At 67.8% G+C, this 24,667-nt stretch carries 27 protein-coding genes and 1 pseudogene; 8 read left to right on the plus strand and 20 right to left on the minus strand.

All coding sequences use genetic code 11. The features are described 5' to 3' along the window. The first annotated feature begins 153 nt into the window (after positions 1–153). Genes ASE34_RS10885 through ASE34_RS10895 form a run of 3 tightly spaced genes read left to right on the plus strand, consistent with a single transcriptional unit; the run spans position 154 to position 1,753 of the window. A complete protein-coding gene (locus tag ASE34_RS10885) occupies positions 154–744 on the plus strand; it encodes a sulfite oxidase-like oxidoreductase (RefSeq protein ID WP_053096353.1) in 591 nt (196 codons plus the stop codon). Further along, positions 741–1,466, plus strand: a complete 726-nt coding sequence (locus ASE34_RS10890; RefSeq protein ID WP_056278843.1) for a ferredoxin reductase — start codon at positions 741–743, stop codon at positions 1,464–1,466. Before ASE34_RS10885 ends, ASE34_RS10890 begins: the two co-directional genes overlap by 4 nt. Next, the gene (locus ASE34_RS10895; protein WP_056278844.1) at positions 1,466–1,753 is read left to right on the plus strand and encodes a DUF6510 family protein; all 288 of its coding nucleotides are present in this window, start codon (positions 1,466–1,468) and stop codon (positions 1,751–1,753) included. Before ASE34_RS10890 ends, ASE34_RS10895 begins: the two co-directional genes overlap by 1 nt. Positions 1,754–1,775: 22 nt before the next feature. Here the strand turns inward: ASE34_RS10895 and ASE34_RS18280 are convergent, their stop codons facing one another. The 13 genes and pseudogenes from ASE34_RS18280 to ASE34_RS17815 form a co-directional block, all read right to left on the minus strand. Further along, complete coding sequence (locus ASE34_RS18280; RefSeq protein ID WP_268778159.1) at positions 1,776–1,898, minus strand: hypothetical protein; 123 nt, start codon at positions 1,896–1,898, stop codon at positions 1,776–1,778. Continuing rightward, positions 1,885–2,124, minus strand: a complete 240-nt coding sequence (locus tag ASE34_RS10900; protein WP_157538201.1) for a hypothetical protein — start codon at positions 2,122–2,124, stop codon at positions 1,885–1,887. Before ASE34_RS10900 ends, ASE34_RS18280 begins: the two co-directional genes overlap by 14 nt. 103 nt (positions 2,125–2,227) lie before the next feature. Beyond that, positions 2,228–2,956, minus strand: coding sequence for a GAF and ANTAR domain-containing protein (locus ASE34_RS10905; protein ID WP_056278846.1), 729 nt, complete (start codon positions 2,954–2,956; stop codon positions 2,228–2,230). Beyond that, on the minus strand, positions 2,953–3,660 hold the full coding sequence (locus tag ASE34_RS10910) for a GAF and ANTAR domain-containing protein (protein ID WP_056278847.1): 708 nt from the start codon (positions 3,658–3,660) through the stop codon (positions 2,953–2,955). Before ASE34_RS10910 ends, ASE34_RS10905 begins: the two co-directional genes overlap by 4 nt. 204 nt (positions 3,661–3,864) lie before the next feature. Beyond that, positions 3,865–4,436 (minus strand): annotated as a pseudogene (locus tag ASE34_RS18345) (DUF6766 family protein). 73 nt (positions 4,437–4,509) lie between these two features. Continuing rightward, the gene (locus ASE34_RS10925) at positions 4,510–6,888 is read right to left on the minus strand and encodes a glycoside hydrolase family 65 protein (protein WP_056278850.1); all 2,379 of its coding nucleotides are present in this window, start codon (positions 6,886–6,888) and stop codon (positions 4,510–4,512) included. 100 nt (positions 6,889–6,988) lie between these two features. Beyond that, a complete protein-coding gene (locus tag ASE34_RS17595) occupies positions 6,989–7,123 on the minus strand; it encodes a methionine/alanine import family NSS transporter small subunit (protein ID WP_072591348.1) in 135 nt (44 codons plus the stop codon). Continuing rightward, the gene (locus ASE34_RS10930; protein WP_056279101.1) at positions 7,120–8,757 is read right to left on the minus strand and encodes a sodium-dependent transporter; all 1,638 of its coding nucleotides are present in this window, start codon (positions 8,755–8,757) and stop codon (positions 7,120–7,122) included. Before ASE34_RS10930 ends, ASE34_RS17595 begins: the two co-directional genes overlap by 4 nt. A gap of 139 nt (positions 8,758–8,896) precedes the next feature. Beyond that, positions 8,897–9,235, minus strand: a complete 339-nt coding sequence (locus ASE34_RS10935; RefSeq protein WP_056278851.1) for a hypothetical protein — start codon at positions 9,233–9,235, stop codon at positions 8,897–8,899. 186 nt (positions 9,236–9,421) lie between these two features. Next, the gene (locus ASE34_RS10940) at positions 9,422–9,640 is read right to left on the minus strand and encodes a DUF2795 domain-containing protein (protein ID WP_162253854.1); all 219 of its coding nucleotides are present in this window, start codon (positions 9,638–9,640) and stop codon (positions 9,422–9,424) included. An 83-nt stretch (positions 9,641–9,723) separates the two neighbouring features. Continuing rightward, on the minus strand, positions 9,724–9,951 hold the full coding sequence (locus ASE34_RS10945; protein ID WP_232224444.1) for a hypothetical protein: 228 nt from the start codon (positions 9,949–9,951) through the stop codon (positions 9,724–9,726). A 136-nt stretch (positions 9,952–10,087) separates the two neighbouring features. After that, entirely contained in the window at positions 10,088–10,462 is a 375-nt protein-coding gene (locus ASE34_RS10950; RefSeq protein ID WP_056278854.1) for a thiol-disulfide oxidoreductase DCC family protein, read from the minus strand. A gap of 78 nt (positions 10,463–10,540) precedes the next feature. After that, positions 10,541–11,482 carry a hypothetical protein gene (locus ASE34_RS17815; protein WP_056278855.1) on the minus strand — a complete coding sequence of 314 codons (942 nt, stop codon included), beginning with the start codon at positions 11,480–11,482 and terminating at the stop codon, positions 10,541–10,543. Positions 11,483–11,746: 264 nt separating this feature from the next. On the opposite strand from ASE34_RS17815, the gene ASE34_RS10960 reads away from it, so the two are divergent. Together ASE34_RS10960 and ASE34_RS10965 are read left to right on the plus strand one after the other, a co-directional pair. Next, entirely contained in the window at positions 11,747–12,082 is a 336-nt protein-coding gene (locus ASE34_RS10960; protein ID WP_056278856.1) for a hypothetical protein, read from the plus strand. A 171-nt stretch (positions 12,083–12,253) separates the two neighbouring features. Next, positions 12,254–12,823 carry an ANTAR domain-containing protein gene (locus ASE34_RS10965; RefSeq protein WP_414855535.1) on the plus strand — a complete coding sequence of 190 codons (570 nt, stop codon included), beginning with the start codon at positions 12,254–12,256 and terminating at the stop codon, positions 12,821–12,823. Between the two features lie 9 nt (positions 12,824–12,832). On the opposite strand, the gene ASE34_RS10970 is transcribed toward ASE34_RS10965, so the two are convergent. Both ASE34_RS10970 and ASE34_RS10975 read right to left on the minus strand, forming a co-directional pair. Then, complete coding sequence (locus tag ASE34_RS10970) at positions 12,833–13,120, minus strand: hypothetical protein (RefSeq protein ID WP_230100760.1); 288 nt, start codon at positions 13,118–13,120, stop codon at positions 12,833–12,835. Positions 13,121–13,238: 118 nt separating this feature from the next. Next, complete coding sequence (locus ASE34_RS10975; RefSeq protein WP_053096378.1) at positions 13,239–14,216, minus strand: Dyp-type peroxidase; 978 nt, start codon at positions 14,214–14,216, stop codon at positions 13,239–13,241. A gap of 142 nt (positions 14,217–14,358) precedes the next feature. Between ASE34_RS10975 and ASE34_RS10980 the strand changes: the two genes are divergently transcribed. Both ASE34_RS10980 and ASE34_RS10985 read left to right on the plus strand, forming a co-directional pair. Further along, positions 14,359–14,718, plus strand: a complete 360-nt coding sequence (locus ASE34_RS10980) for a UBP-type zinc finger domain-containing protein (RefSeq protein WP_053096379.1) — start codon at positions 14,359–14,361, stop codon at positions 14,716–14,718. Then, a complete protein-coding gene (locus ASE34_RS10985) occupies positions 14,715–15,968 on the plus strand; it encodes an NAD(P)/FAD-dependent oxidoreductase (protein WP_200955171.1) in 1,254 nt (417 codons plus the stop codon). The genes ASE34_RS10980 and ASE34_RS10985 overlap by 4 nt, the downstream gene beginning before the upstream one ends. Positions 15,969–15,988: 20 nt before the next feature. Here the strand turns inward: ASE34_RS10985 and ASE34_RS10990 are convergent, their stop codons facing one another. The 3 genes from ASE34_RS10990 to ASE34_RS11000 are packed head-to-tail and all read right to left on the minus strand — an operon-like array spanning position 15,989 to position 19,578. Next, complete coding sequence (locus tag ASE34_RS10990) at positions 15,989–17,200, minus strand: cupin domain-containing protein (protein ID WP_056278858.1); 1,212 nt, start codon at positions 17,198–17,200, stop codon at positions 15,989–15,991. Beyond that, complete coding sequence (locus ASE34_RS10995; protein WP_056278859.1) at positions 17,190–18,863, minus strand: MFS transporter; 1,674 nt, start codon at positions 18,861–18,863, stop codon at positions 17,190–17,192. Before ASE34_RS10995 ends, ASE34_RS10990 begins: the two co-directional genes overlap by 11 nt. Beyond that, on the minus strand, positions 18,856–19,578 hold the full coding sequence (locus ASE34_RS11000) for an alpha/beta fold hydrolase (RefSeq protein WP_056279105.1): 723 nt from the start codon (positions 19,576–19,578) through the stop codon (positions 18,856–18,858). Before ASE34_RS11000 ends, ASE34_RS10995 begins: the two co-directional genes overlap by 8 nt. Before the next feature lie 233 nt (positions 19,579–19,811). On the opposite strand from ASE34_RS11000, the gene ASE34_RS11005 reads away from it, so the two are divergent. Continuing rightward, positions 19,812–20,882: a PucR family transcriptional regulator gene (locus tag ASE34_RS11005; RefSeq protein ID WP_056278860.1), complete on the plus strand. Its 1,071-nt coding sequence runs from the start codon at positions 19,812–19,814 to the stop codon at positions 20,880–20,882. 21 nt (positions 20,883–20,903) lie between these two features. Here ASE34_RS11005 and ASE34_RS11010 read toward each other — a convergent pair whose 3' ends face one another. Together ASE34_RS11010 and ASE34_RS11015 are read right to left on the minus strand one after the other, a co-directional pair. Continuing rightward, positions 20,904–23,195, minus strand: coding sequence for a helix-turn-helix domain-containing protein (locus ASE34_RS11010; RefSeq protein ID WP_157538205.1), 2,292 nt, complete (start codon positions 23,193–23,195; stop codon positions 20,904–20,906). A gap of 62 nt (positions 23,196–23,257) precedes the next feature. Then, positions 23,258–24,511 (minus strand): MFS transporter, encoded by a 1,254-nt coding sequence (locus ASE34_RS11015; protein ID WP_082586601.1) that lies wholly within the window; start codon positions 24,509–24,511, stop codon positions 23,258–23,260. Positions 24,512–24,667: the final 156 nt, after the last annotated feature.

Consider the following 24,667-nt stretch of genomic DNA (forward strand, 5'->3'; position numbering starts at 1 on the left):
CGCCGTCCGGCGCTCTCCGCCCTCGAATGGTGCGACACCGCGCCCCACGGTCCTAGAATCGGGGCGACCCGCGCGTGCCGCGTTCGACACCTGCAGGAGGCGTCCGCCCGTTCAATCGGGTGGAATGAGTGGGACCAACGAAAGAAGGCGATCATGGCTGTGATCTCCCGCGGCTTCGGCGCCCGGCGACGCGAGTCGGATGACCGGCTCCCCCCGGGTCAGTACCTCACCGAGGACTTCCCGGTGCTCTCGGCCGGACCGACACCCCGAGTCGCGACCGACACCTGGGAGTTCGCGGTCGTCGGGCTCGACGGCATTCGCCGCACCTGGTCGTGGGATGAGCTGCAGGCACTGCCGATCGATACGATCACCACCGACATCCACTGCGTGACGCGGTGGTCGAAGCTGGGCACGCAGTGGCGCGGAGTCTCGCTCGATCATCTGCTGCAGGATGCCGGAGACGGCGACTTCACGCGGGTCTTCTCCTACGGCGGGTACACGACGAATGTTCCCCGCGCCGACCTGACCGGCGGCAAGGCGTGGATCGCATTCGAGTTCGAGGGCGAGCCGCTCGCGGCAGAGCACGGCGGCCCCGCCCGACTTCTCGTCCCCCACCTCTACTTCTGGAAATCCGCGAAGTGGGTCCACGGCCTGGATCTTCTCGAGAACGACGAACCGGGGTTCTGGGAGCAGAACGGATACAACATGTACGGCGATCCGTGGAAAGAGGAGCGTTACTGGTGACCTCGTCGTCGCTGTGGCTTGTCGCCAGTGTCATCGAGGTCCGACGAGCCACACCCCATGGCCGCGTGCTCTCCCTCCGGGTCGACGGGTGGCCGGGGAATCTCGCCGGACAGCACGTCGATGTGCGTTTGACCGCTGAGGACGGCTATCAGGCCGTGCGGTCGTACTCGCTCGCATCGTCCGGAGAGGGTGACGTGCTCGAGCTGGCCGTCGACGAGGTGCCGGAGGGCGAGGTCTCTCCGTATCTCGTCGAGGATGTCCGGCCCGGCGACGAGCTGGAGGTCCGCGGTCCGATCGGCGCCTACTTCGTGTGGACCCCTGCCCAGCCCGAGCCCGTTCAGCTCATCGCGGGCGGGTCAGGGATAGTGCCGCTCCTCGCGATGGCCCGGGAGCATGCGCGCTCGGCCAGCTCCGCACCGATGCGGCTCCTGTACGCGGTGCGTTCCGCGGACGACGCTTTCTACGCGGCCGAACTGGGCGATCTCGCCGACGACGCCTTCAGCGTCGACTGGGCGTACAGCCGCTCGGCACCGGTCGGCTTCGCTCGCCCCGCGGGCAGGGTGGATGCCGCGACGCTCGAGGCCTCGACCATCCCCGCCGCCCAGCGCCCCTCGGTATACGTCTGCGGGCCGACCGGCTTCGTCGAGGCGGTCGCCGATCTGCTCGTCGCGGCGGGGCATCCGCCCGACCGCATCCGTACCGAGCGTTTCGGAGGTGCCTGATGAACGCTGCCCACCCCGGCCATCGCACGAGAGTCGACGGCAACGCCGCTGGCGGGATCCTGATCGAAGTGTTCGGCAGGGACATGACCGGTGCTCGGGCCACCTGCACGCGCTGCGATCGCAAGGCCGTGCTCGGCGACGCCGTCGCAGAACTGGATCCGGCCGGCGTGATCCTCTTGTGTCGCGGATGCGGACACACCCTGTTGACCTGTATTCAGATCGACGGGCGGTACTCGCTCGATGTCGGGGCTCTGTCCCGCCTGGAGTGGGCCTCCGACGGCGACTAGCTCGCTCGTCGGCGACCGGCGCTCAGACGGGGCCCGAGTCGAATTCGGCGTCGAACACCTCACGGACGTCGTCAGGCTCGAATGCCGTGGTCGCCGTCGGCACAAGCGCCAGAGCACGGGCCCGGATCCCCTCAGCTGCGGCCATCATCGTCCTCGATCTGCGGCGACAACTCCGCGTGCGCCACCGCGATCGGCAGCATGGCACCGAGCGTCACCCGCACACTCGACCGACCGCCCGCGGGGCCGACGACGGGGATCTCCACGACATCCGAGCGCCGCTCCTCCGCCAAGGCCTTCCAGTACTCCAGCACCGCGTCTGCGGTCGCGTCACCCGTCAGGTAGGTGCCGACCTGGGTGATGAGGGACTTCATGATCACTCCCGGAACTCTCGACGGTTGCATTTCCGCTACCGGGGCCGGGGCAGCGATTTCACGCTAGGCCCGATCGTGTGCGAGGTCGACCCCCCTTGCGCTTTCAGGATTCAGGTGATTCAAGCCTGATGTCCCGCCGCACGATGCGTTCAGCCACCTCGCTCAGACGCAGGCCGCGATCACGGGCGAAGGCGCGCATGAGCGTGAAGGCATCGGGGATCGGCACCCCCGCCGTGAACGAGACAACACCCTTGGCCTGCTCGATCATCACCCGGCTGTTCAGTGCGGTCTGCAGTTGCGACGACAGCGATTCCTGCTCTCGGAGGCTGCGCTCGTGCAGGATCCCGATCGTTGCCACATCGGCGAACGCTCGCGCCGCGGAGAGGTCTTCAGGGGGCGGCGACCCGGTATCGGATCGGAGCAGGTTGAGGGTGCCGATCGTCGTGTTCCGCAGCCGCATCGGTATCGCCTCGATCGACGCGAAGCCGTTCTCCAACGCCGCCTGGCGGAAGACCGGCCACTTCTCTGAACCGGCGGCGATGTCGGGAACCGACACCGCTGTCCCCGTCAGGAAGCACTCGATGCAGGGTCCCGCCTCTGCGGCGAGCTGGATCACCTCGACGAGCTCGGTCGCCTCGCTCGTGGATGCGACGAGTTCGAGTTCACCGGAGGGGTCGGCGAGAAGGATTCCGGCGTCGCTCGCATCCAGCAGCTCCTGGCACGCATCCACGAGTGTCTGCAGCAGATCCACGACGTCGTAGTCGTCGACCATCGTGTCGGCGAGGGTGGCGAAGAGCTCCAGCAACCGAGCTTCGCGCGTGGGCGCGGTCATGACCCCGCCTCGATGCCGCCTGACGTGCGCGAGAAGCGGAGAGTACCGTCGACTACCGCCTGCGCGACCTCCATGACGCGCTGCCCGGTCGAGAACGCCCGCGCCTGAAGCATGAGCAGCGCGTCGTCCGGACCGATGTCGAGTTGCGCGAGAACGATGCCGGTCGCCTGGTGCACGGTTCGTCGAGAGTAGATGCCCGTCTGCGCGTCGTTGTCCGCGAAGTCCGACAGCGCGTCCCTCAGCACATGCCGGCTCACCACATCCGCCATGGCGCGCGCCTGCGTGCACTCGCTCGGAGTGAGCGCCACGGGTGCTGTCGAGTAGAGGTCGACCGCCCCCATCTTGATCTCGCCGACCGACAGCGGGAAGGCGAACATCGACGCGACCTCCGCGCCGTCCTCCACAGCCGAGGCGAAGGCGGGCCACCGAGAGACGCCGCGGTGCCGGAAGTCGGGCTCGAGGACAGCGGCAGAGGTGCGCATGGCCTCCCAGCACGGGCCTTCACCGAGGTCGAACTGGAGCTCATCCAGGCGTGCCGCCACGTCGTCGGACGCGGAGATCGTCTCGCTCCCGAGCACGTCCCCCACCGTCGAGACCGCGGCACCGGTGACCGGGAACCGATCGACGAAGAAGACACTGAGGGCGTCCAGCTGACGACCGGAGCGCTCCAGATCACTCAGCGCATCGTCGAAGGACTCACTCATAGTGGTCTTCACGATACCGCCACCGGACTGGCCGCGCGATGGAGGCACCTACGAAGTCCGAGAGCTGCGCAACAACCGGTCGGTGACAAGCCCCGGGCCGGTTTCACCCCGCGCGTCTAACTTCTCCTCTCATGAAGACGGCACACCGGCAGCGACGGCAGCGCGATCCGTACAACAGGCGTGAGGTCCTGGCCGGATACCTGTTCATCTCGCCGTGGATCCTGGGTGCTGCGCGTTCTGCTCGTTGGCGACGACATGGCCGGCGAGCGACTGGGCGAGCCACGAGAGCAGGAAGATCGTTCCCATCGCGAGCAGAAGCGAGTTGGAGTAGATCCACCCGCGCAGTCCGTGCACCTTCGCCCAGCGCGGGGAGTCGACATGCGCGTGCTCTCCGACGAGTTGATCGGCGTCCGACCCCACTCCCTCGTCGCCCGGCTTCTTGGATTCAGGTGATCCTCGCTGAATGACCAGATGGTCGCGAGGATGAAGAGGAAGAACTGCAGGAACTCCGACTGCCAGTTCTCCGCCACATCGACGAGGAAGTCGGAGGAGGTGATGAACTCCAGATACGGAGTGGGCGGCTGACCGTGCCGAGCCAGCTCCTGGTTGTTGTAGGCGTGTCCCGCGATCGACTGCCCGATCAGGCTGAGCGCGAAGATCGCGAGGAAGACGAGGCTGAGTCCCCCGTCTCCGACGAAGCGACGCATCTCGTTCACCTCCCCATCACAGGCAGGGCGATCATGGTCGCCAGCCCGACCACGATGAGGAGCGTCCATGACAAGAACGCGATTCGCATCGATGCGCGACCGATGGTTCGATCCGACAGGACTGTCTCCTCTCTCTGCCACCTCAGGCGCTGAACGCCTCGAGCGCCGGTCGGGGCGCTCGTCCTCGAGGCTGCCGGGGCTGCGGCCCCCGCGACTGCAGTGGTGGAATCCCTCTGGTGACGGGATGTCCGGCGTCGAGCGTCACCTGCTCGTCGTAGTGGGTGATGGTGACCGGGTCGCCTGAGGCGAGCCGATAGGTGGCCTCCGCCTGGCGGACATCGACACGCAGGATGCAGCCGTGGATGCGCACCCCGAACTCGAGCCCGTCGATCTCGGACGGAAGACGCGGGCAGAACCGCAGGCCGCTGTCGCTGTCGCGCATCCCGCCGAAGCCCGCGGTGATGGCCGTCCAGACCCCCGCGAGAGCGGCGACATGAAGCCCCTGACCGGTGTTGCCATGAAGGTCGTCGAGATCGAGAGTCGCGACCTCGGCGAGGTAGTCGAGCGCGAGATCCAGGTGACCGACCTCTGCGGCGACCACGGCCTGCGCCGCCGCCGACAGCGATGAGTCCCGCACGGTGATCGCCTCGTAATACTCGAACGCACGCTCCTTCTGCTCCGCGGTGAACGACTCATGCGAGAAGAACAGGGCGAGCACCAGGTCGGCCTGCTTCACGACCTGCTTGCGGTAGAGGTCGAAGTACGGGAAGTGGTCGTGCAGCAGGTATTCGTCCGGCGCCGTCGACTCGAAGTTCCACCGTTCGAGGTCGGTGTAGCCGGCGGACTGCGGGTGCACGCCCCGTTCGTCATCGAAGGGCACCGTCATCGCCGCGGCAGCGAGTTCCCACCTCGCGATCTCGTCGTCTACGACCTCGAGCTCCGACGCGACCTCCGGATGCCGTCGGGCAGCGGCCGCCGCCCCTCGAAGGTTCTTCTGAGCCGCCAGGTTCGTGAAGACGTTGTCGTTCGCGATGGCCGAGTACTCGTCCGGCCCCGTGACGCCGTCGATGTGGAAGCCGCCGTGCGGGTCCCACCGACCGAGCGAGGCCCAGAGGCGAGCGGTCTCGACCAGGATCTCGAGGCCGGCCTCCCGTTCGAAGTCGGCATCGCCCGTCGCCCGCACGTAGTGCAGAACCGCTCCGGCCACATCGGCGTTGATGTGGAACGCGGCCGTGCTGGCAGGCCAGTACCCCGACGACTCTCTGCCGTCGATGGTTCGCCACGGCAACGCGGCACCCTGCAGATGCAGTTGCGCCGCCCTGTCACGAGCGCGGTCGAGCACGGAATGTCGCCATCGCAGCGCCTGCTCGGCGGCGTGCGGGAGGGTCGAGGTGAGGACGGGGAGCACGAACGCCTCGAAGTCCCAGAAGGTGTGCCCCTCGTATCCGGAGCCGGTCAGCCCCTTGCCCGGAACGGATCGCAATTCCATGCGGGTGGAGGCCTGGAACACCTGGAAGAGCGCGAAGCGCACGGCCTGCTGCAGCCGTGCCGGTCCGTCGACCCGCACGTCGGCGCACTCCCAGAAGTCGTCCAGCCGTGCTCGTTGATCGGCGACCAGTGCGTCCCATCCGGCCCGCAGCGCGTCGCCGACCGCCGTCTCGGCCCGGTCCCGCAGGGCGGCGGTCGAGAGGTCGGACGAGAACTCATGACCGACGAGCTTGACGATCTCGAGCGTCTCTCCGGCAGCCAGGGATGCGCGCACCGTGGTACGCGCACGGTCGCCCGTCGCATCGACATCCGTCTCGACGCTCGGCTCGTTCCGGGGAGAACCGCTCACGCGATGGTCCATCGCGACAGCGGTCGTGAGCCCGCTCTTCCTCGTGCGGTGCACGAGGGTGGCGGCACCCGCGCCGGCGGCCGAGGCCACCCCCTCGAGCGGCTCGCTCAGCAGCTCCTGCACCCGGGGGTCGTCGTGCGTGATCGGCAGCGGCTCGTTCGCCAGCAGTTCGGAGATGACGGTGACGTCCGCCGGACCGCCGAGCGCCTGCACACGGTAGTGCACCGCTGCGACGGAGCGGTGCGCGAAGGAGACGATCCTCGTCGACCGGATCCGCACCCGCTGGCCGGTCGGACTGGTCCACTCGACCTCGCGTTCGAGAGTTCCCGCGCGGAAGTCGAGTCGACGGGTGTGCGACGTGAGCGATCCACGACGGACATCGAACGGCTCGTCCCCGACGATCAGCCGGATGAGCTGGCCGTTGGCCGCGTTGATCACGCTCTGCCCGCACTCGGGGTAGCCGTATCCCTCTTCGGCATACGGCATCGGGTGCTCTTCGAAGAGGCCGTTCAGATAGCTTCCCGCGACGCCGCGCGGGTCGCCTTCGTCGAGGTTCCCCCGCCAGCCCACATGACCGTTCGAGAGGCCGAAGACGGACTCCTCATGGGCGAGGTTCTCGACGTCGATGCCGTCGGCACCGATGCTCCACTCGTCGATATCGAATCTCGGCCGCGTCCTGCTCATGGGCTCCTCTTCCGTCGACAGTGCTTCTGGAAGAGAAAGTAGTCAGGATCGAGGAACGTGGGGAGCGGGTTGATTCCCGCTCCCCGTGCAGGTAAGACGGTCAGAGCTCGACGGGCGGCGCCGGCTCCGAATCCGCTGCCTCGGGGTGACGAGCGAGGTTCACGACGGCGGCGATGAGGCCGCCCCAGATCGTGACCATCGCGATGATCATCATGACGACCGCTGTCGTGGTCATGCGCCCGCTCCCTTCTCCGTCGCGTGCGGTTCCGAGGTCGCGATCAGCGGGATCGACGAGGTCTCGGCATCCGGTTCGTAGTCTTCCTCGGTGAGGAACTCGTCGTACTCGGGATCATCCTTGGCGTGGGAGCGGCCGCTCCATGGCAGCGCCGAGAGCAGCAGTGCGATCACGACGAGCGCGATGACCATGCCCCATCCGAAGACGGCGAGGAACCATCCCGGATAGCCGCCGTACGGCTCGGAGATCTTCGAGATCAGCTCGGTGACGAGCAGGTACCCGAGCACGAGGGGCGCGAGCGCGCCGACGAGCAGCATCCACACTCGCCCGACCCGGAAGCTCGACCGACGATCGAGGTGGTCGACGAGTGCCGGCAGCTTGTGCAGCAGCCATGCGACCACGATCACCGCGACCAGTGCGACGGCCATGATGCCGAAGGCATTGACGAAGGCGTCAGCGGTATCGAGCACGGACAGCGCGGTGGTCGTCGAGAACAGTGCCAACGAGACGATCGCGAGCGGGATGGACACCGTGAGCGTCGTGCGGATGCGCGCCCAGCCCAGCTTGTCCTGCAGCGCCGCGACGATCACCTCGAGGATCGAGATGAGCGAGGTCACCCCCGCGAAGACCAGCGCTCCGAAGAAGAGGACGCCGATGATCGAGCCGCCTGCCGCCTGAGAGACGATCGTGGGGAAGGCGATGAAGGCCAGGCCGATTCCCGACGACGCGACACCGGCCACCTCGGTCCCCTGTGCCTGCGCCATGAAGCCGAGGGCCGCGAACACGCCGATTCCCGCGAGGATCTCGAAGCCGGAGTTCGCGAACGCCACGACCAGACCGGAACCGGTGAGGTCGGTCTTGCGCTTCAGGTACGACGAGTAGGTCACCATGATGCCGAAGGCCACCGACAGCGAGAAGAAGATGTGGCCGTAGGCCGATGCCCAGACGGCCGGGTCGCCGAGCGCTTCCCAGTTGGGGGTGAAGAAGGCGTTCAGCCCGTCCATGGCTCCCGGCAGGAACAGCGACTGCACCACGAGGATCGCGAACATCACCGTGAGCAGAGGCATCAGGATCATGTTCGCCCGGCCGATCCCGCGCTTCACACCCAGCGCCATGATGACGATGACGATCAGCCAGACCGCCACGAGCGGGAGGCCGACCTGCGGCACGAAGTCCGTCGAGATGCCCACCTCGGCGACATCGGCCGAGCGGAGGAAGTCGATGAAGAAGAAGTCGTTCTCGTTGCCCGGCCCCCAGGTCAGCTGCGCCGAGAACCAGGTGTACATCGCAGCCCACGCGATGATCACCGCGTAGTAGACCGCGATCACCACGCAGATGAGCACCTGCCACCAGCCGAGCGGCTCGGCCCTGCGGTGCATCCGTCGGAAGGCCAACGGCGCGGAGCCGCGGAACCGGTGGCCGATCGAGTAGTCGAAGAAGAGGAGCGGGATTCCGGCAGTGAGAAGCGCACACAGATACGGGATGAGGAACGCCCCGCCTCCGCCTTCGTACGCCACGTAGGGGAATCTCCAGATGTTCCCCAGCCCGACGGCAGAGCCGATCGCAGAGAGGATGAAGACGTTGCGCGAGCCGAAGGCCTCGCGTTTCGGGGTCTGCGTCGTTGCGGTGGCCATGCGCATGAGGTTACCGGAGTCAGCGTGACGAGACGTGGCGATTCTCGTGCCGATCTCTCCGCTCTCGGATCGTCATCAGGATGCGGCGCCGCCCGTAAGCACGCCCCGTTTTCACACCGAGGATCGCGGCAGCTGGCGGCTACAGGTCGGCGGGCACTCCGAGCTTCTCCCCCGATGACAGCTCATCCGGCTCTGCGACCAGGTACAGCCCGGTCGGGGCATTCGCGGTGAATGCGAGCGCATCGACCCACCGCCGGTTGATCGATGGCTGCCTGCTGCCGAGGAACCGATAGACCAGCGCACTCCCCGGGTGCAGCCAGACGGTGGTGCGGCCTCCCCCGATGCTCTGATCCTCGCGCGAGCTGAAGTTGAAGGGCTCGGCTCGTCGGAGCTTCGCGGTGATAACGAGCTGCAGGTGACTGAGCGCGCGATCCTCGATCTCGATCCTGATCAAGCCCTCATAGATGAATCTGCCCATCATGCACCTCCCTGCGGCGCGTGCATGGTGAGTCGCGACGGCGACGATGTATCGGATTCGTGCGGCCACGTGAGCGTCAGTGGCGCGCCGGTGAGGTCGGACATGGTGCCAGGTTAGGAACACAGCGGGCGCTATCGCAGGGTATTGACAAGTTCGCCCTCACCCTGCGCGGTGCCCGCGGGTCAGTCAGGCGCCATCGAGCGTCTTCAGCACCTCGGCGACTCCGTGATAGTCGCGGGCGGACAGCTCGTGGATGGCGTCGATGGTCGCGACCTCGAGATGATCGACGACGGCGATCCGCAGCAGATCGTCCTTGGTCGCGGGGTAGTCGATGCTCCGGAGGGTCCGTGCGAGTCTCATGTCGGAGGAGGGGTGGGCGGCAAGCGCATGGGGCGATGGGTTCATGCGGTTCATTCTTCGGACCGCGCGGCCCGAACTTCGCCTCTCTTGACAGCCGACGGGATCCCGATGTAAGTGGTGTCAGCGGCCTACATATCCTCGATCAACAGTTCTCCGTGAGCGTTGAGGCTGTTCATCATCCGTGACACGCGCTCGGCATCCACGTGAATCGGCTCGACGCTGTCGAACGCCAGGACGAGCGGAATGCTCGGATGAATCCATGCGGTCAGTCGGCCGTCGCGGGAATCGTCTCCCGGGATCCAGGACATCATGAAGCTCTCCTGCCGCCTGAGCTTCGTGCCGACGACGATCTTCATGTGCGCGAGCGTCACATCGTCGATGACGATCGGGTCGAGTGTGCTGTCATACCTGAGGCGTCCCATCCGGCGATGCTAGGTGAGCGCCCGCCCGGGTGAAGGGGCGTTGACAACCGGAGGATCGTCGGGTGCTGTCTCAGGCCCGCGGAAGCGCACAGGCGGCCGTGCCGCCGGGAAGACGGTGTCGGAAGCGCGCGATCAGCGAATAGCCCAGCGCAGCGACCCAGGAGAACGGGGGCGTGACGAGGAGCACGCCGGCGAAGCGCAGCAGCCGGGATCGCTGCATGCGGAGCAATCCTGCGAAGGCAGCATGTCCGCGCATCCGACGCGCGCCGACCAGCAGCCACGCGTAGCGGGTGACATCCGCGGAACTCAGTCCGATTTCATCGAGGTCGAGCCATTGCCACGGCTGAGCCTCGGGAAACCTGCCGAGCCAGCGTTCGAGTCGTTGCACCCACGTGGTGCAGAACGCGCAATCGCCGTCATAGACGAGAAGTGGCCGGGCGTGCATGGAATCGACCCTACGCCTCACCGGAGAGCAGTCGCCCACCACATCATCCTTTCGATGACAAGCCCCTGGTCGCCCACGTCACCGGTGGCGGAGCCTGTAGGCATGAGCCACCCAGACGACATCAAGCAACCGCTCGACCATCTGCCTCCTCTCGACGAGCGAGACAAGGCCGTCGAGATCGACGAGCCGCACTATCCGACGTCCGAAGCGGGGCCGACCGGACCCGCACACGTGTCTCCCGATACCGCCGCGGAGCCCGACAAGCCGAACCGGCACGGCGTGGACAAGCTTCCGCCGACCGCACGCTGATCGGTCATCGACGGTCGGACCCGTCGGATTCGCGGTGCCCCGATTCTGCATCGGCATGCTCGCGGATGCGGCGGGCCTCGTCGATGTCCTGCCGCTCCTTCTCTGCGGCCTTGTCGCTCTTGCGTGTGTCCCTCGGAGGAAGGCGGATCTCCCGCTCTGCGGCGATGCCCGCCTGCAGTTGGCGACCTCGCTCGAGTTCGAGGCCAGCGCTCGGGTGAGCCTGCCGACGGCGACGCCGACGATCGCCGCCCCGAGGATGAAGGTTCCGGGCTTGCGTCTCGCATACCGCTTCACCTCCGTGAGCACGGAGGCCGGATCCCGGTCCCCGAGCCAGCTCGCCGCGCCCGACAGCCGTCCGGCGACCTGCTGCACCAGATCGCTCGCGACACCGCTGCCCTCCGAGTTCGCAGCCATCGAACCGAGTTCGTCGCTGACCGACCGAAGCCCACCGGCGAGGCGCTGCTGCTGCGTGTGCGCCTGCTCCTTCAGCTCACGGGTGGTCTGCGCGTACAGGTCCTTCGCCTGCGTCTTGGCCTCGCCGACGACGCTCGCCGCCTCTTCCTTGGCGGTGCCCATCACGTCCTTCGCCTGAGCGCCGGCCGTGTCGGCAAGACCGGCCGCCTCGTTCTTGGCAGCCTCCGCCTTCCCTGAATCCTGCTCGTGATGCGCGTCCGAGCCGCTCAGGCTCGTCGTGCCATAAGTGTCCGACATCAGTGCTCCTTCGTGCGGGGTCGTCTCGGATCGAACGACTTCGTCGACCGATCCTCTGGATTGGTGAGCACTGGTCTAACGGGGTGAGAAAGCCGTTCCAGCACCCTTGCCGACATCGAGGTCTCGGGTGTAAAAGGCGTCCGACCGAGACGCCTGCGAACGGCGCAGGAACACTCTCGATCGGTCTGCAAGGGCCTTGCGGGGGGCACCCCACCCCTGTGTAGGTCTGGGCAGAGAAGGAGATCTACGAAGGGACGTCCCATCATGGGCAAGTTCGTCTACGAGGGAAATCAGAAGGTGGAGATCGACGACCGCGCGCTCCATCATCTGCAGGTCGTGATGACGACGAAGCTGCGCCGCGGCGAGCCGTTCCTCTTCACCTGGAGGGAGGACGCCAGCATCGGCGGCGGTCGGAGCTCGGTCTGGATGCACCCCGGCTGCAACCTCGTCTTCAAGTACACCGGCGGCAAAGTCCCCGAGCTCAATCGGCACTGGATCGACGCGCTCGCGTTCACCGCGAATGCGCCGTCCGGACTGTATCTGGTTCACGAACCCGAGAACATGGGCGCAGAGCAGGGCCATGCCGTGGGCGTGAGTTGAGGATCGCATCCGAATGCCGTTCGATGTGATCCGCGACCCGCGCTCGCCGAACGACCTGACCGCTGTCTTCCGCCGCCTGGCTGACGCTCTGGATCCGGACTATGACGTCATCGACACCGTGGACCTTCTCGTCGAGACCGGACGCACTTCACCCCTGCGGTCGACGCCGGCATCGTCCTGGCCGATGCCGGAGGACAACTCCACGTGCTGGGCTCGACGAGTGAACGTGCGAGCGATGTGGAGGAGGCAGAGCTCGGCATCGAGCAGGGCCCCTGCCTCGACAGCTTCCGGTCCGGGCGCGTGGTGGAGACAGCCGATCTGCGGGCGAGCGCCGATCGCTGGCCCGAGTTCGCTCCTCTCGCGGTGCGACGCGGCCTTCGCGCTGGCTACGCGGTGCCGCTCTCGCTTCGCGATCAGCACGTCGGTGCGCTGAACCTCTTCTTCGACAGGGTCGGCGTGCTCACCGACCAGGATGCGGCCGTCGCTCAGGCACTCGGCGAGTTCGCCACGATCGGTCTGGTGCAGCATCGCACGCTCCGCGCGCACGCCGACCGCACCGCGCAGCTTCAGCACGCGCTCGACAGCAGGATCCTGATCGAGCAGGCGAAGGGCGCGCTGTCGTTTCAGCGCAGCGTCTCCATCGACGATGCCTTCACCATCCTTCGACGACACGCGCGCTCTGTCGGTGGGCGACTGCACGATGTCGCGCAGCAGATCGTCGACCGCCGCCTCACCCTGTGAGCGAGTCGGTCACCGCCCTCTGCCTGCGCGTTCCGATTCGCCGCCTTCGGTGGGATCGATGATCTCCGCAGTCAGGCAGACGCCGCCCGTGCTGCTGAGTGTCTGAGAGAGCTCCTCGATCCACCGACGGTTCAGCGTCGGCGCCTCCGTCTCGTCGAACACGAAGCGCAGCGGGATCGATGGATGCAGCCAGATGGTCGATCGACCGGGGACCTCGCCGTCCTTGTGGATCCACGACAGGGTGAAGCTCTCGTTGCGGCGCAGCTTCGTCGTGACGACGATCTTGAGGTGAGCCAACGCTCGGTCCTCGATGAGGATCGGCGGCTGAGCGGCTCCGTAGAAGAGTCTTCCCTCATATCAACGCTACGCGCGTGCGGCGCGAGATGGGAGGTGACTCTTGTCCGCTCGTCTGCCCTCAGATGCGCTGCACGGGCATCGGCTCGTCGGCGAGCCCGCTGAGGAAGTCCGCGGACGGCGCGAAGAAGGTGCTGCCGGTCGTGGCGCGGGAGAAGTCCAGGAGTCGGTCGTAGGCGCCGGGCGGGTCACCGATGAACATGTTCTCGAGCATCTTCTCGATGACCCACAGGTAGCGCGAGTATCCGATGAAGTAGGTGCCGAAGGACGACGAGCCCGGGCTGCCGAAAGGCATGTTGTCACGAAGGATGTCGTGCTCGACACCGTCGACCACGATCGTGGCGAGGGTCTTGTGGGACTTCTGCCCGACGGCCGCATCGTCGAGCTCGACATTGTCGGCCTTCTTGCGGCCGATCACGGCCTCCTGCTGCTCGGTCGTCAGCGCCTGCCACTGACCGAGGTCGTGCAGATATCGCTGGACGACGACGTAGCTGCCCCCGACGTGATCACCGTCCTCTGCGCCCACCAGCGTCGACTCGGCGACGGCGTTCCCCACCGGGTTCGCGGTCCCGTCGACGAAGCCGAGCAGGTCGCGCACGTCGAAATACCGGAATCCCGAGGTCTCGTCGACCACGGTCACGGCGTCGCCCAGCACGTCGAGCAACTGGCGCTCGAACTCGAACACGAGATCCTGGCGGTTCGCACGGATATGGAAGAGGAGATCCCCGGGCGTGCCCGGCGCGGTGTGCACCGGGCCGACGACCGGTGCGAAGGGGTGCAGCTCGGCCGGAACCCGGCGCGCGGTGAGGCGCGGCCACGCCGCGGCTCCGATGCCGACCGTGCACGACAGCATCGCGTCGAGATCACGGAATCCGACGTTCTTCACGAGGTCGTCGATACCGGCGATCGCGTCGCGCGCGGTCGACGCGGCATCCGCTCCGTCAGCGATCTGCAGCACGAGGAACGTCGCGCTGGACGTCAGCGGCGCATCGACCTTCTGCGATTCGATCGGGACCCGGCGGGAGGAAGAGGTGCTCACCTCCCCGAACCTAGAGGATGTCGACGAGCACGGCTTCGACGGGTGTCGAAGGAACATGAGGACTCCCGCGGGCACCCTTGAGTACGACACGGAATCCCGACATCATGACCCCGACGGCATACCGACGACAGGAGATGCACCCATGAGCGACGTCAGCGACTTCATCCGGGCGGACGTTCCCCCCTCCGGCCCGGGGTGTCTGGACTGCGAGGCGATCGGCTCGTGGTGGCTGCATCTGCGCCGGTGCGCCTACTGCGGGCACATCGGATGCTGCGACGACTCCTTGCACAAGCATGCGACGAAGCACGCGCACACGAGCGGCCATCGAGTGATCCAGAGCTTCGAGCCCGGTGAGGACTGGTTCTGGGACTTCGGCACCGAGACAGCCTTCGACGGTCCCGTCCTCGCTCCCCCGCACAGCCATCCGCGGTCGCAGACCACCCCCGGCCCGGCTGAGCGCGTGCCTGCGGACTGGCAGGAGCAGCTCGCAGGCGACGCGTGACCGAGGCACCCGACCAGCGGTCGCCCCTGCGTCTCATCGCCGACGCCGACGGGCCGCAGGCTTTCGCGTTGCGCGACTATCTGACCCGCAGCGAGGTTCCGTTCCTGCCGATCATGGTTCCCCGAGGTGCCGCCGCGGCGGCAGGAATCGACCTGACCGGCAGGCGGCTACCGCTGGTCGTCCTTCCCGAAGGCGCCGTGTTGGAGGACCCGAATCCCGAGCAGGTCGCTGCGGCTCTCGGCTGGGTGAAGCCTCCGGCGCAGTCGACGTACGACCTCATCATCTACGGAGCAGGACCCGCCGGACTCTCGGCCGCCGTCTACGCGGCATCCGAGGGTCTCAGCGTCGCCGTCGTAGAGCGCGACGCCGTCGGCGGGCAGGCCGGTTTCAGCAGCCTCATCGAGAACTACCTCGGTTTCCCCGGGGGGATCTCCGGGGCGGAGCTCGCCGAGCGCGCCCGCCGGCAGGCGCTCTCCTTCGGCGCCGAACTCATCGTCATGAGGTACGGCATCGCCCGCACGTTCAGGGACCACGACGTGCGGGCTCGGCTCGCCGACGGGTCGGAGATCCATGCACGCGCGGCGCTCTGCGCCACCGGCGTGCAGTGGCGCAGACTCGGCCTCGACGGCGAGCAGGGCTTCCGCGGTGCCGGCATCTACTACGGCGCGGGCATCAGCGAAGCCTCCGCCTGCATCGGTCAGCACGTGTACGTCGTCGGCGGCGCCAACTCCGCAGGACAGGCGGCCATGAACCTCGCGGCCCACGCGGCGCACGTCACTGTCGTCGTCCGCGGCCCCTCGCTCTCGTCGACCATGTCGGCCTATCTGCTCGACCGGCTCGCCGCGCAGAGCAACGTCACCATCCTCGTCCACTCCCGCGTCGTCGCGGTCGACGGAGACGAGCATCTGCGGGAGATCACCCTCGACCAGGCTGGCAGGACCACACGCGTGCCCGCGACCCACCTGTTCGTCTGCATCGGCGGGGCTCCCAACACCGAGTGGGCGGCGACGACGGATGTGCAGCTCGACAGTCGCGGGTTCCTGCTCACCGGCGTGGACCTCGCCTCCGACGACCTGCAGAAGTGGCCGCTGGATCGCTCGCCCTACTACCTCGAGACATCCGTGCCCGGGATCTTCGCGGCCGGCGACGTCCGTGCGAACTCCGTCAAGCGCGTCGCATCCGCCGTCGGCGAGGGCGCGATGGCCGTCACCCTCATCCACCGATACCTCGCCGAAGGCGCTCAACGCTGATCGCGCTCGGAGGGCGCTGATCAGCGCAGTGGTGTGATGCCCTGTGCTCCGCGGGGGAAGGTCGCGAGCACTGCGGGGTCGATGTTCAGGTGCGCGGAGACGAGCTGCGGGGGCACGTGGGAGAGCCAGTTCGCGAGCGAGATCTCCTCGTACTTGTCGGTGCGGAACACCTCGAGGAACTGCAGCACATCGTCACCGGTGTTCTCGATGTAATGGCCGAGATTCTTCCTGACCACGCCCACGTCGCCGGCGCGGAAGTCGGTCGTGTTCGCATGGGGGCCGGTGTTGAAGACGGTCATGCGGGCGGAGCCGCGCAGGTAGTACTGCCACTCGTCGGCGTTCGGGTGCCAGTGCAGTTCGCGCATCGACCCCGGCTCGACCGTCACCAGCGCTGCAGCGACGGTGCTGGAGTAGGCGTAGTTGGTGGAGTCGGCGATCTGGATGGATCCGCCGGTGTTCTCATACAGCGGCTTCGAGCGCGACAGCCGGAAGATGACGGGCTCCATGCCCCATTCCACGCCTGCAGCGGCCTGGTCGATGTCGAGCGCGGGTGGTTCTTCGCCGGGGAAGATCCAGAGGTTGTGCAGCGGGATGTCGGAGAAGACCTCCTGGGCGACGCCGAAGTTCTTCGCGAGGACCTCGGGCGGGGTGTGTGCGAACCAGTCGGTCAGCAGCAGCGTGTTCGACTCGGACTGGTCGCCATCGTCGAACGCGAGCACGAACTCCGCCCCGTCCGGCCCGAGCCCCTGCAGGGAGTGCGGGGTGCCCGCCGGGAAGAACCACAGATCACCCTCTTCGACATCCTCCACCGCGGGCAGACCCGACCGGCTGAGAGTCGTCACCCGCGCCTTGCCGCGGGTCATCACCGCCCATTCGGCGGTCTGGTGCCAGTGCAGTTCGCGGATCCCGCCGGGCTCGAGGTACATGTTGACCCCGGCGATCTCGTCGGAGATGTGGAAGTCCTGCTTCGTGAGCTCCCGCGCCCAGCCGCCGCGCTGCACCCGGCGGGGTGAGATGTTGAACGAGGACCAGAAGAACGGCTGCGTGCTGATGTCCGTCGCCGGCGCGTGCATCTGATTCGGGAACTGCGACTCGATGACCTCGTTCTGCGGACCGGTCATCGTGTTGCTCTGCGGGCGGTCGGCGATGTTCACCTCCCCCTCCTGCGGCAGATCGGGGTCGCCCAGCGACGGGATCTCGGGGTGAGTGGTGGGGTTGTCGTCACGTTCCATGCGGGATGCTCCGTCTCTTGTCGCGGGTGCGGCGCTTCTCGACGCCGCGGTGGTGAGGCAGGGGGATGGCGAGCAGGTGCGTCACCTCGAGCTCCTGGGTGCTCATCGCGCGCGCACGGGCGATCTGCTGGGCGTCGAACTCGGTGGTGCGACCTTCGTGTTGACTCACGTGCTCGCGCCACGAGCCGACGGAGTACGCCTCGATGACCGACCCCGGGTCGTCGGCGTCGACGTACACCTGCCACCCCCGCGCCCCCGTCCGCAGACGGGTCTGCTGCACGCCGGTCATCGTGTCGAGGAACTCCTGTCTCCGCTCGACCGGAATGCGATACCGGATGACCACCAGAACGGGCGCGTCGTCAGCACCGTCCGGGCGGGGCCGGTCCTCGACCCCCGGCACCTCCACGATGCCGCGGCCGATGCCGCTCGTCGCCGGCATGGGCCACACGAGCAGGGAGAGTCCGCCCAGGCCGCAGAGGATCCCGGCCCCGATGACCACGAGCCCGGGATCCCACACGGACGCGAGCACGCCCGCGCCCGCAGACCCGGCGGCCGTGCAGCCGAAGAGGACGAGCTGGTAGAACGACAGGCCGCGCGTACGCACCCAGACGGGCAGGAACGCCTGCACCGTGCCGTTGATGGTCGCGATCACCCCGATCCAGGCGAGACCGGTCGCCACGAGCGCCGGAAAGGTGATCCACAGGGTCGGCGAGGTCACGAGGACCACGAGTCCCGCCCCGAAGACCACGGACGAGGTCAGCACCACACCGTTGACCGCTGCGACGCGCCGCGCCCACGGGAGCACGAACGCACCGACGATCGATCCTGCTCCCAGCGCTGCCAGCAGAAGGCCGTAGCCACTCGCAGAGAACCCGAGCGAGTTCTTGGCGATGGTCGGCAGCAGCGCCCAGAGCGCGTTCGCCGGTATCAGGAAGACGGCGAGCCGCAGCAGGATGCGGCGGACGATCCGCGAGTGGCGGATGTAGCGGATGCCGGCCCGCGTCGCATCGACGAAGGGCTCGGGCCGAGCCACCGGCGGACTGTAGGTCTTCCAGAAGAGCAGCACGCCCAGGAACACCAGGAAGGAGAGCGCATTGAGCAGGAAGACCGCCGCGACGCCGAACTGGGCGACCACGAGGCCGGCGATCGCCGGTCCCACCGCGCGGGCGATGTTCACGCCGATCGAGGAGAGGCTCGCCGCATCGATCAGGAGCTTCGGTGGCACGATGTCCGGCACGAGTGCCTGGAATGCCGGCAGCTGGATGGCCGAGACCGTCCCCAGCACGAACGTCGACGCCAGCAGGATGGTCGTGGTCGTCTGGCCGACCGCGGTCAGATACGTGAGACCCAGCACGACGGCGAGTTGGACCGTCTGCGACCAGAGAAGGACGCGCCGACGGTTGAGGAACTCGCCGATGACGCCGGCCGGGATCGCGAACAGGAGCACGGGCGCTGCCGATGCCGTCTGCACGAGCGCGACGAGCAGCGGCGAGCTGTCGTCCTGCACCAGGAGCCATTGAGCGCCGACGGTCTGCATCCAGCTGCCGATGTTGCTGACGATCGATGCCAGCCACACCAGGCGGAAGATCGGGACGGCGAGCGGCGCGAACCCCGCCGTCCAACCGGGGCGGGGATCGACAGCATTCCCCTGCTGCTCAGCCACGGGTCTCGATCTCGTCGAGGATGCTGTCGATGAACCGCACGATCTCCGCGGCGTGCGTCTGCGTGACCAGGTGCGGTGCGTCCAGCTCCCTCACCGCTCGACATCCCGCTCGCCGATATCCGAAGCGCTGGAGGTGCGGGCTGATGAGACGGTCGTGAGTCGCCACGACGCCCCAGCTCGGCGTCACGCTCCAGCCCGCGCCGGACGCCCGCTCGGCGAACACGGAGTCGGAGATCGGGCGCTGTGAGACCGCGAGGACTCCCGATTCGTCGGCGGGAAGGCCCTGCGCGAGAAGGCGCGCGAACTGGTCGGGTGCGACGGTCAGCTCCGTTCGCCGTGCGCCGTCTTCACCCGGGAACACGGTGGCCACGAGATGCGCGGATGCCTCTGCCGGCGCGAAGAGGTCTCGCATCTCGGCGATGCTCTCGCCCCGTTCCAGCGCATAGCCCGCGATGAAGAGCAGCCCTGAGACGTTCGCCGCCTCGCCGACGACCGTGATGACGGCCGCGCCATACCCGTGTCCGACGAGCAGCACCTCTCCGTCGACGTGCTCGACGATCGTGCGGATGTAGTCGCAGTCGCCGCGGAAGCTGCGGCTGGTCACCGGAGGAGCGAGCACCCGGTGTCCGCCGTCTAGCAGGCGGAGCACGACCGGCCACCAACCGGATGCGTCGAGGAAGGCTCCGTGCACGAGGACGACCGTGCTGCTGCTCATCATCGCGTCACCTCGTGTCCCTTCGTCCGCTGAATACGAATCTATGAACCGTCAGACTCACGACCATGCGACAGGAGTCGAAGACGGTCGTTCCTCACTTCTGCCTGCTTTCCGCCTGGTGCGGCTGCTCGGAAGACGCTTCTATGGGGCGTACTCGAGTTCGGTGGATGTGACGTCCGCATCCATCGACGCAGAGCGACACGGTGAGCCCATCCCCCGCACAGGAGCGACCCATGACGATCAGCGATACGACGACCCCCGCAGCCTCGACGGCGCTGTCGGAGATCGCCCTCCAACTCGCAGCATCCCTGCACCGCCGAGTGGTCGTGCACGAGTTCGGTCCGGCGGCGTCCGACGGCGGGCTGTCCGCATCACCTCAGGCATCCGCCTCGCTCCTCTCCGTTCCGGTGCATGACGACGGTGTCCCGGTCGCCGTCATCGAGATCGACCTCGGAGATGGGCCGCAGCTCACGGCGAGCGAGTTCGAGGCGATCGATGCGGCCGTCGCCCTCACCCGTATCGCCCTGCGCAGGGCCCCTGGCTCGTCGCGTGTCGATCGAGAGTCGATCCTGGTCGATCTGCTGCACGCCGACGAGTCCGTGCGTCGCGGCGCCTTCGCGCACGCCGTCCAGCAGCGGTGGCTCCGGCCGGGCCCCGGCACGGTCGCTCGAGCCGTCCTCATCGATGCGACGGTGAGCGATGTCGACCGCATCGCCTTCGGACGCCACCTGACGCACCTCCGGCCCGTGCCGGCTCATTTCATCGGGCTGGAGCGCGGTGTCGTCCTGCTCGTGGGACAGCCGTCCGACAACGGCCTCACCGACCTCCTCCTCGACGAGGCGGCGAGACGCGGCATCCGCATTCTCGGAATCGGCACCGCGTCCCCTGCGCAGGGCGCGTCGGACCTGCGCAGCGCCGCCGATGAGGCCGTCATCGCCGCCTCTCTCGCGGCCGCCCTCCCGCAGTTCCACCCCTCGGTCGACTCGAGCGCTCTCGGCGGATGGCGGCTGCTCGCCTCGGCGTCAGCCGATCCGGCAGCACTCCGGATCATCTCGCCCGCCGCGCATGCGCTCTACTCCCAACGAGACGACAGCCAGCGGGTGACCGTCGAGACGTATCTCGACGTGGGTGCGAACGTCGTCGCGGCATGCCGCATCCTGTTCGTCCATCGGACGACGCTCTACTACCGGCTCGAGCGTCTGCCCGAGGTGGTCAGAGAGGCGCTCGACGACGGCGTCGCGCGCAGCACTCTCCATCTTGCGTTGAAGCTCATCAGGCTCTGGGAGTCGACCGGCCGCCTGTGACCGCGGGACCCCGCCGGACGATCACGCTGCATCGCCCTCTGAACCGGGTGCGCGAGACGTGCCGATGAGCGACACCTCCCGGCGCACTCTGTCGAAGATGAACGCCTCGCTGCTCCCCGGCCCCAGCATGGCCAGAGCCTCATCCGCCTCGGCGATCGCAGCCTCGCCGTCGCCCGCGTGGATCAGCGCACGGATGTGTCGGCGCATCATCAGCAGCACACGGGTGTCGTCCTTGAGCGATCGTGCGATCTCGATGCCCAGCGCGCCGACTCGGACCGCGTCCTCGTGTCGTCCGACGGCGACATAGGCGTCGACGAGGTCGAGGCACGCCGCGAACTGCGTGACGATGCTGGTCAGACTGTCCGTGGTCTCGGCGGACCGGACGCGCGCGAGCGTCGCCTCCGTCTCGGGGATCGACTCGAGGTACTTGCCGCGTCGGGCCTTGACCATCGACGAGAGCACCTGCGCGTTCTCCGCCCCTGTCGTCTCCTGAGCCGCGCGAAAGGCGACCATGGCGGCCGCGGCCGCCGCGTCGGCCTCGACGAGACGATCCAGCGTCCAGCTCGCCCACCCGATGTAGTAGTGCGCCCAGCCCTGCTGCGCGGCATCACCCGCGCGGGTGGCCGCCTCCAGCGCGGCATGCCCGGTGAGCACCGCGTGCGCCCGGTCACCGACCTCGACGATCTCCGCCCACGCGACGTACCCCAGCTGCGCGGCTTCTGCTCTCGGGTCGCCCAGCCTCTTCGCCGCCGCAGCCGCGAGAGAGAAGAATCGATGCCAGTGTCCCCACGTGATCCAGATGTCGGAGTACCAGTGCAGCGCATCCGCGACGTCGCAGACCATCGCGTCCTCGCCGAGCTCCGCTGCCTCCGCGTACGCCGGCCACCAGTGCTCGACCTCCTCGCGGATCCACACCGCGGCGGCCTCGGCATCGATGAAGCTGCGGCCGTTGCGTGAGACTGCGCTCGCATCCCTTCCCGGTTCGTACCACGCGCCGGCGCGCTCCAGACTCCCCAGCAGCCACGCGCGGATATGGGCGTGGCGCCGTGCGATCTCATCGGATCCGACAGCATCGCGCAGCTTGCCCAGCCCGAAGAGACGCATCAGGTCGTGCAGACGGTAGCGGTCGCCACCACGCGCCTCGAGCATTCCCAGGTCCGTGAGGTCGTCCAGCCGTCGCTCCACCTCGGACACATCTGACGATCGCACGGCAGCCGCGGCGAGATGGGCCCCGAAGGTGCGACCGTCGATGAGCGAGATCCACCGGAACAGCGCGGCAGTGCGCGGGTCCAGCTCCTCGTAGGAGAGAGAGATGGCCGCTTCCACGGCCAGGTCACCGGCGACGAGCATGCGCAGCCTGTCCTCCGACATGCGCAGGCGGCTCAGGAGATCGGCGGCCGTCCATGAGGGGCGACTGGCGATGCGGTTGCCGACCACTCGAAGCGCGAGGGGCACGTCGTCGCACAGGGCCGCGATCTCACTCAGCGCGTCCAGATCGGAGGCATCGTCATGCGGGATGAGACGACCGAGGAACGCGATGCTCTCGTCCCGCTGCAGGGGCCCGAGCCGCAGGCGCCGCACCCCTTCGAGGCCTGCGAGACTGCGGCGCGACGTCACGACCACGACATCTCCCGCGCAGATCGACAGGATCGGACGGATCTGCGCCTCGTTCGCGACGTTGTCGAGCAGCACCTGGACGGGAGCCTCCGCGACCGCTGCCTGCCATTGCGTCCGCGCCGTCGCCAGATCAGCAGGCGGCTTCTGCTCCGCTCCGGGGAGCTGCCGCAGCATGGCGGTGACCACCTGGAGCGGTGTCAGCGGAGACGAGCTGAAGCCGTCCAGCCCCACGAAGACCAGCGGACGGCGGTCGGCCTCTCCTCCACGCGACAGGATCTCGACGGCGCCGGTCGTCTTGCCGATTCCCGGCGCGCCGCTGATGACCAGCGCCGGTCGCTGCCGATCTGCGGGCGGAGGGCCGTGCAGGATGCGAAGTGCTTCATCGATCTCGGCCTGCCGGCCCGAGAAGTCGAACACCCGGTGCGGGGCTATGGCCCCCGCGGGCTCTGTCGCGACGGCGGCACGGGGCCGGGCACGCGCAGCGCGGAGGAACGCATGCTGATCGGCCACATCGAGTCCGAGTCCGTCGGCGAGCGCATCGACGGTGCGCCGTTGCGGCGAGGCGCTCGCTCCGCGTTCGAGGTCGCCGATCGTGCGCACGCTCACCCCGGATCGAGACGCGAGCGCTTCGAGAGTCAGGTTCTGGCCCACGCGCAACGAGCGCAGCATCAGCCCGAAGGGTGAGGGTTGTGTCACGACGTCCGCCTTTCGCTGATCTCAGCTTGGCAGGTCTCGTCGGCGGGATGATGGCGCGCCGGTTACGGGGCGGTTTCGTCGGGACCGGACACTGCACGTCCGGCCCTCGCGCCGGGCTCCTGGCCGACGAGCGCGCGACGCATGACGACCGCCGCCGAGACGGTCGCGACCGACACGATCGAGATGAAGACGAGGAGCACCGTGGTCTGCGATGCGAACGTGAGGATCACTCCGATCGCGAGCACCGGAAGTGCGAGGCCGCAGTAGGCGATGAGGAAGACCAGCGCGAGCGTCTCCCCCCGTCGTCCCGGCTCGGCGAGGCCCGCGGCCGTCGCGACCGACGACTTGAACAGCAGCCCGACGCCGACGCCTGCGACGACGCCTCCGATGAGGAACACCGCGAGCGACGGCACCAGCGTTCCTGCGGCGACGGCGACGAGCCCGCATGCGCAGCAGACAGCCGCGACCGACAGCTGGATGCGCAGCGGCACCCGAGCGAGAGCCACCTGGCCGGTTGCCGCGGCAGCGAACACCGAGCACGCGGTGATCCCGGCGAGAAGGTGGTCATGCTCGCCGAACGTGCTGATGAGGATGGTGGGCGCGAGAGAGGTGAACAGGCCGAACAGGGCGAATCCGGCGAATGCTCCGAAGCCCGCGGCGATGAATGCCGCCCTCGATCGCGGCGGTGCGGCGATGCGTTGGGGCCTGTACCGTCTCGGCTCGCCGGGTGGCGTCACCGTCTCCGGGACACCGGACACCGCGATCGCGGCCGCGATGAGCACGACGAGGAAGACCGCGTGCGGCAGCACCAGCGGCGCGGGCAGGAACTCGGCGAACAGACCGCCGATCAGCGGTCCGAGCGCCAGTCCGCCGAGATTGGCGGCACCCGCCACGGATGCGGCCATGATCGCGTTCTCACTGGGGCGCGCCTGGGCCCGCAGCTCACCCAGATGCGCGGTGGCGGTGGCGGTGAGGATGCCGACGCTCGCGCCGTTCACCAGCCTCGCGGCGAGCAGTCCCGGCACCTCGTGCCATGCGAGGAACAAGACGGCGCTGAGAGCCGCGATGAGGATCGCGATCACCAGCATCCGCCGTCGCCCCATCCAGTCGCTGACATGCCCGAGCAGGAAGAGGCTGAGCACGACGCCGACGGCGAAGGCCGCGAAGATCAGGGTGATCACCGAGACCGGGAACCCGTCGACCTCCTGGTACAGCGGGTACAGAGGGGTCGGCACGGTCGCGTACGCCATCACGAGCAGGAAGGCGGAGGCGACCACCCAGAATCCCGCCCCGTGCGAGATCCGGGAGTTCGACATGGTCGAGACGCTATCGATGCGGCCTCGACGCCGCACCGGACAGATGTCGAAAACGGCGGGGACGGATTCTGGACAGATGTCGAGCGCGCCGTGAGGACGGACGGGTTAGCGTGGTCGCGCTCCCACGAAGCTGACGTGGGGCGTTCGACAGTCGTC

This window comes from Microbacterium sp. Root280D1 (assembly GCF_001428975.1).
In the GTDB taxonomy this organism is placed as follows: domain Bacteria; phylum Actinomycetota; class Actinomycetes; order Actinomycetales; family Microbacteriaceae; genus Microbacterium.